Origin of the sequence: Nocardioides hankookensis, assembly GCF_042658885.1 — a bacterium.
Classification (GTDB): Bacteria; Actinomycetota; Actinomycetes; order Propionibacteriales; family Nocardioidaceae; genus Nocardioides; species Nocardioides hankookensis.
In genome coordinates, this window is the sequence record NZ_JBHSRJ010000004.1 from 469,364 (window position 1) to 482,851 (window position 13,488).

The 13,488-nt window shown below is 72.1% G+C and carries 11 protein-coding genes and 1 riboswitch; of the genes, 6 read left to right on the plus strand and 5 right to left on the minus strand.

Going from position 1 to position 13,488, the window contains the following annotated elements:
- Positions 1-36: 36 nt before the first annotated feature.
- On the plus strand, positions 37-573 hold the full coding sequence (locus tag ACFPYL_RS08665) for a type 1 glutamine amidotransferase domain-containing protein (RefSeq protein ID WP_379152960.1): 537 nt from the start codon (positions 37-39) through the stop codon (positions 571-573).
- A gap of 60 nt (positions 574-633) precedes the next feature.
- On the opposite strand, the gene ACFPYL_RS08670 is transcribed toward ACFPYL_RS08665, so the two are convergent.
- Positions 634-2,205, minus strand: coding sequence for an MFS transporter (locus ACFPYL_RS08670; protein ID WP_379152962.1), 1,572 nt, complete (start codon positions 2,203-2,205; stop codon positions 634-636).
- On the minus strand, positions 2,205-2,825 hold the full coding sequence (locus ACFPYL_RS08675) for a TetR/AcrR family transcriptional regulator (protein ID WP_379152964.1): 621 nt from the start codon (positions 2,823-2,825) through the stop codon (positions 2,205-2,207). The genes ACFPYL_RS08670 and ACFPYL_RS08675 overlap by 1 nt, the downstream gene beginning before the upstream one ends.
- Positions 2,826-3,002: 177 nt before the next feature.
- Between ACFPYL_RS08675 and ligA the strand changes: the two genes are divergently transcribed.
- Positions 3,003-5,069, plus strand: a complete 2,067-nt coding sequence (gene ligA / locus ACFPYL_RS08680) for an NAD-dependent DNA ligase LigA (protein WP_379152966.1) — start codon at positions 3,003-3,005, stop codon at positions 5,067-5,069.
- A gap of 7 nt (positions 5,070-5,076) precedes the next feature.
- Here the strand turns inward: ligA and ACFPYL_RS08685 are convergent, their stop codons facing one another.
- The 3 genes from ACFPYL_RS08685 to ACFPYL_RS08695 all read right to left on the minus strand — a co-directional run bounded on the left by ACFPYL_RS08685 (position 5,077) and on the right by ACFPYL_RS08695 (position 8,277).
- Positions 5,077-6,630 (minus strand): SigE family RNA polymerase sigma factor, encoded by a 1,554-nt coding sequence (locus ACFPYL_RS08685; RefSeq protein WP_379152968.1) that lies wholly within the window; start codon positions 6,628-6,630, stop codon positions 5,077-5,079.
- Between the two features lie 61 nt (positions 6,631-6,691).
- Positions 6,692-7,915, minus strand: coding sequence for an RNA polymerase sigma factor (locus ACFPYL_RS08690; protein WP_379152970.1), 1,224 nt, complete (start codon positions 7,913-7,915; stop codon positions 6,692-6,694).
- Positions 7,912-8,277, minus strand: a complete 366-nt coding sequence (locus ACFPYL_RS08695; protein WP_379152972.1) for a YciI family protein — start codon at positions 8,275-8,277, stop codon at positions 7,912-7,914. The genes ACFPYL_RS08690 and ACFPYL_RS08695 overlap by 4 nt, the downstream gene beginning before the upstream one ends.
- A 112-nt stretch (positions 8,278-8,389) precedes the next feature.
- Here ACFPYL_RS08695 and gatC point away from each other — a divergent pair, with 112 nt between their 5' ends.
- The 4 genes from gatC to ACFPYL_RS08715 all read left to right on the plus strand — a co-directional run bounded on the left by gatC (position 8,390) and on the right by ACFPYL_RS08715 (position 13,487).
- The gene (gatC, locus tag ACFPYL_RS08700; RefSeq protein WP_056149580.1) at positions 8,390-8,689 is read left to right on the plus strand and encodes an Asp-tRNA(Asn)/Glu-tRNA(Gln) amidotransferase subunit GatC; all 300 of its coding nucleotides are present in this window, start codon (positions 8,390-8,392) and stop codon (positions 8,687-8,689) included.
- Positions 8,686-10,209, plus strand: a complete 1,524-nt coding sequence (gatA, locus tag ACFPYL_RS08705) for an Asp-tRNA(Asn)/Glu-tRNA(Gln) amidotransferase subunit GatA (protein ID WP_379152974.1) — start codon at positions 8,686-8,688, stop codon at positions 10,207-10,209. Before gatC ends, gatA begins: the two co-directional genes overlap by 4 nt.
- Positions 10,206-11,699, plus strand: coding sequence for an Asp-tRNA(Asn)/Glu-tRNA(Gln) amidotransferase subunit GatB (gatB, locus tag ACFPYL_RS08710; protein ID WP_379152976.1), 1,494 nt, complete (start codon positions 10,206-10,208; stop codon positions 11,697-11,699). Before gatA ends, gatB begins: the two co-directional genes overlap by 4 nt.
- Positions 11,700-11,733: 34 nt before the next feature.
- Positions 11,734-11,830, plus strand: a riboswitch (cobalamin riboswitch).
- A gap of 79 nt (positions 11,831-11,909) precedes the next feature.
- Positions 11,910-13,487 (plus strand): prenyltransferase/squalene oxidase repeat-containing protein, encoded by a 1,578-nt coding sequence (locus tag ACFPYL_RS08715; protein WP_379152978.1) that lies wholly within the window; start codon positions 11,910-11,912, stop codon positions 13,485-13,487.
- Position 13,488 lies beyond the last annotated feature (1 nt).

Below are 13,488 nucleotides of genomic sequence, written 5' to 3' on the forward strand. Positions count from 1 at the left end.
CCGCATCCCGGCGTGCCCGGTGGGTACCTCGTCGGCATGACCGACCTGACCGGGAAGACCGTGGCCATCATCGCGACCGACTTCTTCGAGGAGGCGGAGCTCGTCACGCCCCGCGACGCGCTCCGCGACTCGGGGGCCGAGGTGCGCGTCTACTCGACCGGCACCGACCCGATCCAGGCCGTCGAGGGGGACACCACGCCGACGCAGAAGGTCGACGTGGACGGCACCCTGGACGACCTCGACGTGTCGGCCGTCGACGCCGTCGTCGTGCCGGGAGGCACGGTGAACGCCGACCGGATCCGGGTCGAGGAGCGCGCCCGGGCGATCGCCCGTGAGGCGCTGGACGCGGGCAAGCCGCTCGCCGTGATCTGCCACGGGCCCTGGCTGCTGGTGTCGGCCGGGTTGGTCGAGGGCCGGCGGCTCACGAGCTACCACAGCCTCGCCGACGACGTGCGCAACGCCGGCGGCACCTGGGTCGACGAGGAGGTCGTCGTGGACGGCACCCTGATCACCAGCCGCGACCCCGACGACCTCCCGGCGTTCGTGAAGGCGCTCGAGGACGCACTCGCCTGAAATGCCGAGCCGGCGCCAGTTTGCAGGCAAACTGGCGCCGGCTCGGCGTGATGGGTGGGGTCAGCCGACGTGTACCGGGGCACCCTCCGGACCGTCGGTCGCGAGCTCCTGGTGCTTCACGGTGAGGAAGATCCAGGTGACCGCGGAGGCGACCAGCATCAGCACGGCGCCGAAGAGGAACGCGTCCGTCGCACCGGCCGTGAAGATCTGGTGCGAGGCGATCTCCTGCTGGTCCGGGGTGGCCTGGACGCCGAGCTTGGCGGCCGCCTTGCCGATGCTGGCGACCAGGTCGTCGATGGTCTGGGTGGCCACCGTCGCGAGCAGCGACAGACCGAGCGCGCCGCCGACCTGCTGCATGGTGTTCAGCACGCCGGAGCCGATGCCCGTGTCCTCGGTGCGCAGGTGGTGCACCGCGGTCAGGGTCAGCGGGACGAACGTCATGCCCATGCCGAAGGACATCAGCAGGATGTACGGCAGCAGGTCGGTCGCGTAGCTGCCCTGGAGGTTCTCGATCGGCAGCGTGGTGTCGCTGGGGAGGCGCGAGAAGCCGAAGAGGCCACCGGCCGCCATCAGGGTGCCGATGCCGGCGAGCACGCGGGGGTCGATCCGGTTGATCAGGTTCGACGAGATGCCGGCCGCGAGGACCAGACCCACGCAGAACGGCAGGAACGCGACGCCCGCCTTGATCGGGCTGTAGCCCATCACGGTCTGGATGTACTGGCTCAGGTAGAAGAACATCGCGAACATCGCGGCGGGTGCGAAGAACATCGCCACGAAGCTGGCCGCCCGGGTGCGGTTGGCGAAGACCCGGGTCGGGAGCAGCGGGTGCTCGACCCGGCTCTCGATGAAGAGGAACACCGCGAGCAGCGCGACACCGGCCGCGATGCTGACGATCGTCCAGGTGTCGCCCCAGCCGTCGGTGCCGGCGCGGCTGATGCCGTAGACGAGGCCGAGGAGGCCGAGCGTGCCGGTGACGGCGCCGGGCAGGTCGAGCTCACCGGGGTGCGACTCCGACTCGGCCAGGAAGCGCGGCGCGAGCAGCGCGGTGACGATGCCGATCGGGGTGTTGATCAGCAGGGTCAGCCGCCAGCCCTCGACGTCGAGGCCGAAGACGCTGTCGAGGCCGGTCAGCCAGCCGCCGAGCAGCAGGCCCACGGCCGCGCCGACGCCGGACATCGCGGCGTACACGGCGAAGGCGCGGTTGCGCGCGGGTCCGGCCGGGAACGTCGTGGTGATCAGCGCGAGAGCGGCGGGGGAGGCCAGCGCGGCGCCGAAGCCCTGGAAGGCCCGGGCGGCGAGCAGCAGCCCCTCGTTGGTCGCGAGACCGCCGAGCAGCGAGGCGACGCCGAAGACGATCAGGCCGACCATGAAGACCTTGCGGCGGCCGTAGAGGTCACCGAGGCGCCCGCCGAGGAGCAGCAGGCTGCCGAAGGCCAGCGCGTAGCCGGTGACGACCCAGCGCAGGTTGGCGGTCGAGATGTCCAGGTCGTGCTGGATGAAGGGCAGCGCGATGTTGACGATGGTGCCGTCGAGCACCACCATCAGCTGCGCCACCGAGATGAGCACGAGGGCCCACACCAGGTGTTGCTTCTTGTCCGAGGTGGTCGCCTCGGACGCCGTGACGTCGGTCATCAGTCTTCCTTCTGGGTCGTCTGGGTTCGGGCCGGGTCGCAGGTGGCGGCCGGCAGGATGATCTGGTCGATCACACGGGTGATCACGTCGGGGTCGGGGATCTCGCCCATCACGAAGACGCGGTGCAGGACGATCCCCGCCAGGGCGGGTTCGATGAGGTCGAGGTCGATGTCGGGCCGGAGCTCGCCGCGGTCGCGGGCCCGCTCCCACAGCTGGCGCGAGACCGCGATCTTGGGGCCGACGACGTCGCGTCGGAACGCCTCTGCGAAGGCCGCGTCGCGCGAGATCGCGGTCAGCACGCTGGCGAAGGTGGCGACGCTGGTCGAGTCGGAGAGCCCGCCGACGCCGCAGAACACCTGCTGCAGGTCGCCGCGCAGCGAGCCGGTGTCGGGGACGGGTACGTCGTTCGGGCCCTTGGTGTGCTGGAGCGCCTCGATCACCAGGCTGACCTTGTTGGTCCAGCGTCGGTAGAGCGTGGCCTTGGACGCCTTCGCCTTGGTGGCGACGGCGTCCATGGTGAGGCGGTCGTAGCCCACCTCGGCGAGCACCTCGAGGGTGGCGTCGAGGATCTCCTGCTCACGGTCGCCCTCGATGCGGGGGCGTTCGGTGCTGGGGGTCATCGGTGCCGTCCTCGGCTGGTCGTCTGTCGTTTACCTGGATGAAACGAAACGGTTTCGTTTCATCGACAACAGACTAGGAACGCGGGTTCATTCCGTCCAATCAGATATTTCTCGGACTTTTTCTCCGGCCCGGACTCATCGGTCGCGCCGTCGGTGCCGACGGGCAGAATGCGTCCCATGACCGACCCCCGCGAGGAGCACCGGCTGATCTCCGAGGAGATCGAGGACGCGCGCTGGCGCTACTACGTCCTGGACAGCCCGACCATCGACGACGCGGACTTCGACCGGCGGATGCGACGGCTCGAGGAGCTGGAGGCCGAGCACCCGGAGCTGCGCACGCCGGACTCGCCGACGCAGAAGGTCGGCGGTGCGGTCTCGACCGAGTTCACCGCGGTCGACCACCTGCGCCGGATGGAGAGCCTCGACAACGCGTTCTCCTACGACGAGCTCGAGGCGTGGTACGCCCGGCTGGCCCGCGACGGGGTCGAGAAGCCCGACCTGCTGTGCGAGCTCAAGGTCGACGGCCTGGCGATCAACCTGCTCTACGAGGGTGGTCGCCTGGTCCGGGCCCTGACCCGCGGCGACGGCACGACCGGCGAGGACGTCACCCCCAACGTGCGCACGATCGACGCCGTGCCCGACCGCCTCACCGGCACCGACGAGTTCCCCGTGCCCGAGCTGGTCGAGGTGCGCGGCGAGGTGTTCCTCCCGGTCGAGGCGTTCGAGCGGCTCAACGAGTCGCTCCTCGAGGCGGGCAAGGCGCCGTTCGCCAACCCGCGCAACTCGGCCGCGGGCTCGCTGCGGCAGAAGGATCCCCGGGTCACCGCGAGCCGTGCGCTCGGGATGGTCTGCCACGGCATCGGCGCCCGTCAGGGCTTCGAGCCGCAGGCGCAGTCGCACGCCTACGAGGCGCTGGCCGCCTGGGGGCTGCCGACCTCCGAGCAGGTGAAGGTGCTGGGCTCGCTCGACGACGTCCAGAAGTACATCGAGAACGCCGGCGAGCACCGGCACACGATCGTGCCCTACGAGATCGACGGGGTGGTCGTGAAGGTCGACGACGTGGCGCTCCAGCGCCGTCTCGGATCGACCAGCAGGGCGCCGCGCTGGGCGATCGCGTTCAAGTACCCGCCCGAGGAGGTCAACGCCAAGCTCCTCGAGATCCGGGTCAACGTGGGCCGGACCGGCCGCGTCACGCCGTACGCCGTGATGGAGCCGACGAAGGTCGCTGGCTCGACGGTCGAGAACGCGACGCTGCACAACTACCACGAGGTCGAGCGCAAGGACGTGCGTCCGGGCGACACGGTGATCCTGCGCAAGGCGGGCGACGTGATCCCCGAGGTCCTCGGTCCGGTGCTCGCGCTCCGGCCGGACGGTCTGCCCGCGTGGGTCGGTCCGGAGGAGTGCCCGGCGTGCGGCACGCCGCTGGTGGAGCAGAAGGAGGGTGACAAGGACCGGCGCTGCCCCAACTACGAGAAGTGCCCGGCGCAGGTGCGCGAGCGCGTCTTCCACGTCGCCGGGCGCGGCGCCTTCGACATCGAGGGGCTCGGCTACGAGGCCGCCGCCGCGCTGCTCGACGCCGAGGTGATCGCCAACGAAGGAGACGTCTTCGACCTCACCGCCGACAACGTCGTACGCGCCCCGCTCTTCACGCGAGCTGCGAAGAAGGGCGAGGAGGGTCCGCAGCTCTCCGCCAACGGTCAGCGCCTTCTCGACAACCTGCACAAGGCAAAGTCGGTGCGGCTGTGGCGGGTGCTGGTCGGGCTCTCGATCCGCCATGTCGGGCCGACCGCGGCGCGGGCGCTCGCGACCGAGTTCGGCTCGATGGAGGCGATCCGGGCCGCGACCGAGGAGCAGCTCGCGGCGGCCGAGGGCGTGGGGCCGACGATCGCGGAGGCCGTGATCGAGTGGTTCGGCGTCGACTGGCACGTCGAGATCGTCGAGAAGTGGACGGCCGCCGGAGTGACCATGGCCGACGAGCGCGACGAGTCGGTCGAGCGCACCCTCGCGGGCCTGACGGTCGTGGTGACCGGCTCGCTGGTCGACTTCAGCCGCGACTCCGCCAAGGAGGCGATCCTGTCGCGCGGCGGCAAGGCCGCGGGGTCGGTGTCGAAGAAGACCGACTACGTCGTGATCGGCGACAACGCCGGGTCGAAGGCCGACAAGGCGGAGCAGCTCGGCGTACCCATCCTCGACGAGGACGGCTTCAAGGCACTGCTGGACGGCGGGCCGGCCGCCCTCGGTTGAGCGTCGTTCAGAAGCCGTTCGACGCCACGGCCTCGCCGACGACGGTGAGCGGGCCGCCGACCGTCGTCCCGGTGCCCCGGCAGGTGCCGGTCGTGGGGGCGCACACCTCGACCTCCGAGCGCTGGGTCGGGTACTCCTTGCCGACGAGGTGTCCGTCCGGCGTCCAGCCGTAGTCGCCGACGTCGCGGTCGCCCCCGAGGTGCACGGACTCGCCGCTCGCGACGGCGTACACGTCGAAGCCGTCGTCGCCCTCGCTCGCTGCGGCCAGGTAGCGGCCGTCGGGGGAGAGTGACGCCTGGCCGTAGAACGTGTCGTGGATGGGCACGGTCAGCAGGGTGCTGTCATCGGCGCGAGACCCGACCACCCAGTTCTGCTGGTCGGCATCGGTGCCGAACGTGACCCCGTGTCCGAGCCCACCACGCACGAAGACGAACCCGTCGATCTCCGGGTAGGTCAGCGTCGTGCCGGTGCGCCAGTCGACCATCCGGCCCTCCTGCCCGCCGATGTAGTAGACCTGGTCGTCCCACAGCGAGTAGACGGTGCCGAAGTGGTCGCCCGCGTCGAACGGCTCGCCGACCGCGGTCTCGTCCCCGGTCGTCAGGTCACGCACGGTCAGCTGACCGGTCGTGTCCGCGGTCATCCGGACGTAGGCGAGGTAGGGCTCGGTCACATCGGTCGCGACGGTGGCGCCGGGACCTGGGAACTCGGTGTCGGAGGTCAGGTCGAGGTCGAGCGGCTGCACGTCACCGGCCGGGGTCACGAGCACGAAGGTGTGGTCGTCCGTCTCGACGACCACCCCGGCCGAGGAGTAGTGCAGTCCGGCCGTGCCCGGCACCACCGCGGTGTGGTTGCCGATGTGCACCTCGTCGCCCCGCGCCCACGCACCGAGCTCCAGGTAGGCGGTCTCGTCGGGGGTCCTGGCCGGCTCCGGGGTGTCATCGGCGCGGTCGAGGACGGCGAGGGTGCCGGCAGCCAGCACGATCGCGACCACCGCGCCGGCCACGGCGACCGCCGTACGCCGGCGCCGCTTGATGGCGCGTCCGCCGGCGAGCACCTCCGTGACCGGGGCGGCCGGGACCTCCTCGTCGACGAGGAGCTCGCGCAGCCGGCCGAGCGCGTCGGAGGTCTGGCTCTTCACGGTGCCCTCGCTGATGCCGAGCGCGTGCGCGACCTCGCGGACCGAGAGGTCGTCGTAGTAGCGGAGCACCACGACGGCGCGCTGGCGCGGGGCCAGCGTCGCGAGCGCGTCGACGACGGCCGTCCGGGTGCTGGGGTCGTGCTCGACGCCGACGTCGGGCAGCACCTCGGTCGGGTGCTCGTTGCGCCAGCCGCGGCGGCGGAACCAGGAGGCGGCGGTGTTGGCCAGCACCACCCGGGCGTACGCCGTCGCGGCAGCCGGCTCCTTCACCTTGCGCCACGAGGCGTAGGTCTTGGCGAGCGAGGTCTGCACGAGGTCCTCGGCGAGCTGGTGGTCGCCGAGCATCAGGTAGGCGGTGCGGTAGAGCCCCGGCCAGGCGGCGAGCACGAACTCGCCGAACTCCTCGTCCGTCATCGCTGTCATCGATCCTCCTCGAGCGGGTCACCCTGACAGATGCGCTGGCGGCCGGATCGGTTGGGTGAGCTCAGCTCCCGTCCTCCAGAGGATGCCGGTGCAGCCGGGTCAGCAGCAGTCGCCGCTCCGCGGCGTTGGTGGTCAGCTCGAGCGCCCGCCGGTGCGCGGCGTCGGCCTCCTCGCGCCGGCCCAGCCCGGCGAGCAGCTGGCCGCGGGTGGCGTGGAAGAGGTGGTACGACGTGAGCTCGGCCGCCAGCGCGTCCACCTCGACGAGCGCCGCGGCGGCCTGGTCCGGGCCGAGCTGGGCGCGGGCGACCGCCCGGTTGAGCCGCACGACCGGCGACGCGTCGTACGCGAGGAGCAGGTCGTAGAGCGTGACGATCTGGAGCCAGTCGGTCTCGGCCCACGTCGGGGCGGAGGTGTGGCAGGCCGCGAGCGCGGCCTGGAGCTGGTAGCGACCGGGCGAGCGCAGCGCCGCGGCCCGCTCGAGCAGGTCCTCACCGGCGGCCACGGCGGTCGGGTCCCACGCCGTCCGGTCCTGGTCGCGCAGCAGCACCAGGCCACCCTGGGCGTCGAAGCGGGCGCCGGCACGCGCGTGCTGGAGGGTCAGCAGGGCCGCCAGCCCCCACGCCTCGGCCTCCCGCGGCAGGCTGGTCGCGACCACGCCGGACAGCCAGACCGCGTCGGCGGCGAGGTCGCGGTCCTGGGTCGGGCCGGTGGACGAGACGAAGCCCTCGTTGAACATCACGTAGACGACACGGAGCACGTCGCCGAGCCGCTCGGTGAGCTGGTCCGGCGGCGGCACCGTCAGTGTGATGCCGGCCGTGACGATCTTGCGCTTGGCCCGCACGATCCGCTGGGCGAGGGCGGTCTCGTTGACGAGGAACGCCCGGGCGATCTGCGGGGTGGTCAGGCCGACGACCGCGCGGAGGGTCAGCGCGAGTCGGGCCTCCGGGGCGAGGGCCGGGTGGCAGCAGGCGAAGAGAAGCGGCAGCCGCTCGTCCGTCCCGTCGCCCGGGGCGGCCGGCGCCGGGGCCCGCTCGGCGAGGGCCTGCTGCCGCGAGCTGCGCCGTACGGCGTCCAGGGCGTTGCGCTCGGCGGCGACCTGGAGCCACGCGCCCGGCCGGTCGGGCGCGCCGGCGCGGCGCCAGGTGGTGAGCGCCTCGACGACGGCGGTCTGCACCGCCTCCTCGGCGAGGTCGAAGTCGCCGAAGCGCCGCGAGAGGCGGGCCACGAGCAGGCCGGACTCCTCGCGCAGGGTGCGCGCGAGGAGTCCGTCCGGGTCGACCGTCACTCGAACTGCGAGTAGTCCTCGACCATCGGCCGGATCTCGACCGCGATGCCCGGCAGCTCGAGCTGCGGCCAGGTCTTCGCGATCGCGATGGCGGCGTCCATGTCGGCGACGTCGAGCACCGAGAAGCCCCCGATGACCTCCTTGGCCTCGTTGAACGGGCCGTCGACGACCACCGGGCCGTCGTCGCCCGACTTCACCGTGGTGGCCGTGGCGACCGGGTGCAGCTCGGCCCCGCTGTCGGCCAGGTGGGCGGCGTTGTCGCCGAACCACTGGTAGACGCGGCCGTAGACCTCTTCGGCGCGGGCCGGGTCGACGGACTCCAGCAGGTCGGGACGGGCGGTGAACATCAGGACGTACTTCATGGCAGAACCTTTCGTCAGGAGCAGTGTCACCACCCCCGACGCCGCCCGAGACCGGAAATCGACAGGGTCACCCGGAATTTTCCCGTGGCGCCCTTCTCCTAGGATTGGTCCCATGCCTGAAATCACGCGAGACGAGGTCGCGCACCTGGCGAACCTCGCCCGGATCGACCTCGACGACGCCGAGCTCGACCACCTCGCACCCCAGCTGTCGGTGATCCTGGAGTCGGTGGCCTCGATCAGCGGTGTCGCCGGCGAGGACATCCCGCCCACGTCGCACGCGCTGCCGCTCACCAACGTCTTCCGCGAGGACGTCGTCCGCCCGAGCCTGACGCCCGAGCAAGCGCTCTCCGGCGCCCCGGCCGTCGACCAGCAGCGGTTCTCCGTGCCGCGGATCCTGGGGGAGGAGGCATGAGCGGGTGGATCACGAGGACCGCGGCCGAGATGGCCGAGGCCCTGGCCGCCGGTGAGGTCACCTCGGTCGAGCTGACCCAGGCGCACCTCGACCGGATCGCGGCCGTCGACGGCCCGGTGCACGCCTTCCTCCACGTCGACGCGGAGGGCGCGCTCGCCCAGGCCGCGGAGTCGGACGCGCGCCGCGCTGCGGGCACGCCGGCGTCGTACCTCGACGGCGTGCCGATCGCGGTCAAGGACGTGCTGGCGACCGAGGGCCTGCCCACGACCTGCGGCTCGAAGATCCTCGAGGGCTGGGTCCCGCCGTACGACGCGACCGTGGTCGCCCGACTGCGCGCGGCCGGCCTGCCGATCCTCGGCAAGACCAACATGGACGAGTTCGCGATGGGCTCCTCCACCGAGCACTCGGCGTACGGCGCCACGCACAACCCGTGGGACCTGGACCGGATCCCCGGCGGCTCCGGCGGTGGCTCGGCCGCCGCGGTGGCCGCGTTCGAGGCGCCGCTCGCGATCGGCACCGACACCGGCGGCTCGATCCGCCAGCCGGGCGCGGTCACCGGCACGGTCGGCGTGAAGCCGACGTACGGCGGGGTCTCGCGCTACGGCCTCGTCGCGCTCGCCAACTCCCTCGACCAGGCCGGGCCGGTGACCCGGACGGTGCTGGACTCGGCGCTGCTGCACGAGGTCATCGGCGGCCACGACCCGATGGACTCCACGAGCATCGACCAGCCGCTGCCCGACCTGGTCGCGGCGGCCCGCCAGGGCGCGGCCGGTGACCTCACCGGCGTGCGCGTGGGCGTCATCACGGAGCTGTCCGGCGACGGCTGGCAGCCGGGCGTGATGACCCGCTTCCAGGAGTCGGTCGACCTGCTGGTCAAGGCCGGTGCCGAGGTCGTCGAGGTCTCGTGCCCCCACTTCGTGCACGCGATGGCGGCCTACTACCTGATCCTCCCGGCCGAGGCGTCGAGCAACCTCGCGAAGTTCGACGCGATGCGCTACGGACTGCGGGTCTGGCCCGAGGGCAAGCCCGACGCGAGCGCGGAGGAGGTGATGCGCGCGACCCGCGACGCCGGCTTCGGCGACGAGGTGAAGCGCCGGATCATCCTCGGCACCTACGCGCTCTCCAGCGGCTACTACGACGCCTACTACGGCCAGGCGCAGAAGGTGCGCACGCTCATCTCGCGCGACTTCGAGGCGGCCTTCGAGCAGGCCGACGTGCTGCTGTCCCCGACGGCGCCGACCACGGCGTTCAAGCTGGGGGAGAAGCTCGACGACCCGATCGCGATGTACCTCAACGACCTCGCGACCATCCCCGCCAACCTCGCGGGCGTGCCCGGCATCTCGGTGCCGAGCGGCCTGGCCGAGGAGGACGGCCTCCCGGCCGGCGTCCAGATCCTGGCGCCGGCGCTGGCCGACGACCGCTGCTACCGCGTCGGAGCCGCCCTCGAGGCGGCGCTGCTCGCGCAGTGGGGCGCACCCCTGCTCGACAAGGCTCCTGCTCTGGAAGAGGCGACGGCATGACCGACACCCTGGTGGGCTTCGACGACGTGCTCGCGTCGTACGACCCGGCGCTGGGCCTGGAGGTCCACGTCGAGCTCAACACCAACACCAAGATGTTCTGCGGCTGCCCGGCCGTCTTCGGCGGCGAGCCCAACACCCACGTGTGCCCGACCTGCCTGGGGCTGCCCGGCGCGATGCCGGTCGTCAACGCGACGGCGATCGAGTCGGCGATCCGGATCGGCCTCGCGCTCAACTGCGAGATCGCCGAGTGGTGCCGCTTCGCCCGGAAGAACTACTTCTACCCGGACATGCCGAAGAACTTCCAGACCTCCCAGTACGACGAGCCGATCGCGTTCGAGGGCTACCTGGACGTCGACGTGGACGGCGAGATGTTCCGCGTCGAGATCGAGCGCGCGCACATGGAGGAGGACACCGGCAAGGCGACCCACGTGGGCGGCGCGACCGGTCGCATCCACGGTGCCGACCACTCGCTGATCGACTACAACCGCGCCGGCATCCCGCTCATCGAGATCGTCACCAAGCCGATCCAGGGCGCGGGGGAGAAGGCGCCGGCCGTGGCTCGCGCGTACGTCTCCCAGCTGCGCGACCTGATCCTGGCCCTCGGTGTCTCCGAGGCCCGGATGGACCAGGGCAACCTGCGTGCCGACGTCAACCTCTCGCTGGCGCCGAAGGGGTCGGGCACGCTCGGCACCCGCACCGAGACCAAGAACGTGAACTCGTTCCGCTCGGTCGAGCGCGCGGTGCGCTACGAGATGCAGCGGCACGCCGGCATCCTCGACGCGGGCGGCTCGATCCTCCAGGAGACCCGCCACTGGCACGAGGACACCGGGATCACCACGAGTGGCCGCGAGAAGTCCGACGCCGAGGACTACCGCTACTTCCCCGAGCCCGACCTGGTGCCGGTGGCGCCGTCGCGCGAGTGGGTCGAGGAGCTGCGCGGCACGCTGCCCGAGAACCCGCTGCTCAAGCGGGCCCGTCAGCAGGCGGACTGGGGCTACACCGACCTCGAGATGCGCGACGTGGTCGCCGCGGGCGTCGTCGGGCTGATCGAGGAGACCGTCGCCGCGGGTGCCTCGGCGCAGTCCGCGCGCAAGTGGTGGCTCTCCGAGCTCGGCCGGCGCGCCAACGACGCCGGCGTCGACATCGCCGACCTCGGCGTCTCGCCGACCCAGGTGGCCGCCGTACAGGCGCTGGTCGATGCCGGCACCGTCAACGACAAGCTCGCCCGCCAGGTCTTCGACGGGCTCATCGCCGGCGAGGGCACCCCCGAGGAGATCGTCGCCGCCCGCGGGCTGGCCGTGGTCTCCGACGACGGCGCCCTCGGTGCCGCCGTCGACGCCGCGATCGCCGCCAACCCGGACGTCGCGGACAAGATCCGCGACGGCAAGGTGGCCGCGGCCGGTGCGCTCATCGGCGCGGTGATGAAGGAGATGAAGGGCCAGGCCGACGCGGGCCGGGTCCGCGAGCTGATCCTCGAGAAGCTCCAGTAGGTCCGTGACCCGCGCGGCGATATGCTGCGCGGGCACTTCAACGCACGCCCGTGGTGGGGGAAGCCGGTGAGAGTCCGGCGCTGACCCGCAACCGTAGAGCCGGAGCACCCGCCACGACGCGTCCTGATCACATCGCTGTCGTGGAACACAGCGGGTGGCGACCCGGGGAACGACCTCGAGCACCTCCCGCTGAGCAGCGGGAAGGAAACCATGCGTCACTCCGTACGCCGTGCCGCCGCCCTGGTCGCGGCCCCGGCCCTCGCCACCCTCGCCCTGGTCGCCACGCCGACCTCGGCCTCGGCCGCCCCGGACCCGGCGCCGACCTCGGCCGCGGCCGGCTGGATCGCCGGCCAGGTCCCGGCCGCCGGCGTCTTCCCGGGCTCGTTCGGCCCCGACTACGGGCTCTCGATCGACGTGGCCCTCGCGCTGGACGCGGTCGACGCCGACGCCGCGACGGTGACCAAGGTCCGCGACGCCATCGCCGCCGACGTCAACGGCTACATCGCCTACTCCTACAACGACGGCTCGATGGACCACACGGGCGAGACCGGCGGCGCCACCGCGAAGGCGCTGCTGCTCGCCCAGCGCACCGGCGGCAACCCGGTCGACTTCGGCGGCGTCAACCTGGTCCAGCGGCTCGAGTCGCTGATCGACACGAACGGCCGGGTGATCTCGACCTTCGACGGTGCGCCCGACCCCAGCTACGACAACACCTACATCCAGACCCTGGCGCTCGACGGGCTCGACGGCACCGGCAGCAGCGCGCACGGCAAGCTGCTCGACTACCTGCTCGACCAGCAGTGCACCGGCGGCTTCTTCCGCGGCGACATCGACCAGGCCCAGCAGCAGTGCGGGGCCGACGAGCCCGACACGGACTCGACGGCGCAGGCCGTCGTGGCGCTCCTCGACGAGACCGACCCGGCAGCCGTCACGGCCCGGACCCAGGCCGTGCAGTGGCTGCTGTCGACGCAGCAGGCCGACGGCTCGTTCGGCGGCGGCCCCTCCACGGAGGCGCCCAACGCCAACAGCACCGGCCTCGCGGCCAACGCCCTGCGCCTGGCGGGCCAGCCCGCGGCAGCCGAGAAGGCCGCCGTCTGGCTGCGCGAGCACCAGGTCGTCGCCGGCTCCTGCTTCGCCTCCGCGGCTGCCGACAGCGGCGCCGTGACCTACGACGACGCGGCGTACGCCGAGGCCGCCACCGGCGCGATGGACGCCGATCTGGTCGCCCAGTCCGTCCGGGCGACCGCGCAGGCGCTGCCCGGGCTGCTCTCGGCGCCCGCCGGCACCGGCACCAACGTGCTGTTCACGTCCGAGTACGTTCGCGCCGGCACCAAGCCGCTGGTCGGCGTCACCGGTGCGGCACCCGGCGAGGCGCTGTGCGCCACGGCGGGCGCGCAGAAGGTCGTGACGCACGCCGACGGCAACGGTGAGGCGCAGCTGCGCGTCACCCTGCAGGCGAAGACGGCGATCACCACGGTCGCCGTCTCCGCCGCCTCGGGCGTCGTCGACACGGTCAAGATCAGGGCCCTCGGTGCCGCGAGGCTCAAGGTCGTCGCGCCCGCGAAGGTGCGCTCCGGCAAGGCCGTGCGCGTCGTGGTCCGCGGCCTGGCTCCGGCGGAGTCCGTCAAGGTCGCCGTCCGCGGCAAGTCCAAGGCCGGCCAGGCCACCAAGGGCGGCGTGTTCGTGGCAGTCCTGAAGGTCGCGGGCAAGCCGGGCAAGGCCAAGGTCGCCGTCCGGGGCGAGTTCGCCAACCGGGTCGGCGCGAAGACGGTCAAGGTCGTCCGCTGAC

Excerpts from the sequence above, each read along its gene's own strand:
- ACFPYL_RS08665 (WP_379152960.1), top strand. The coding sequence starts at position 37 with ATGACCGACCTGACCGGGAAGACCGTGGCCATCATCGCGACCGACTTC.
- gatA (WP_379152974.1), top strand. The coding sequence starts at position 8,686 with ATGAGCGGGTGGATCACGAGGACCGCGGCCGAGATGGCCGAGGCCCTG.
- ACFPYL_RS08675 (WP_379152964.1), bottom strand. The coding sequence starts at position 2,825 with ATGACCCCCAGCACCGAACGCCCCCGCATCGAGGGCGACCGTGAGCAG.
- ACFPYL_RS08715 (WP_379152978.1), top strand. The coding sequence starts at position 11,910 with ATGCGTCACTCCGTACGCCGTGCCGCCGCCCTGGTCGCGGCCCCGGCC.
- ACFPYL_RS08670 (WP_379152962.1), bottom strand. The coding sequence starts at position 2,205 with ATGACCGACGTCACGGCGTCCGAGGCGACCACCTCGGACAAGAAGCAA.
- gatB (WP_379152976.1), top strand. The coding sequence starts at position 10,206 with ATGACCGACACCCTGGTGGGCTTCGACGACGTGCTCGCGTCGTACGAC.
- ACFPYL_RS08685 (WP_379152968.1), bottom strand. The coding sequence starts at position 6,630 with ATGACAGCGATGACGGACGAGGAGTTCGGCGAGTTCGTGCTCGCCGCC.
- ACFPYL_RS08695 (WP_379152972.1), bottom strand. The coding sequence starts at position 8,277 with ATGAAGTACGTCCTGATGTTCACCGCCCGTCCCGACCTGCTGGAGTCC.
- ligA (WP_379152966.1), top strand. The coding sequence starts at position 3,003 with ATGACCGACCCCCGCGAGGAGCACCGGCTGATCTCCGAGGAGATCGAG.
- gatC (WP_056149580.1), top strand. The coding sequence starts at position 8,390 with ATGCCTGAAATCACGCGAGACGAGGTCGCGCACCTGGCGAACCTCGCC.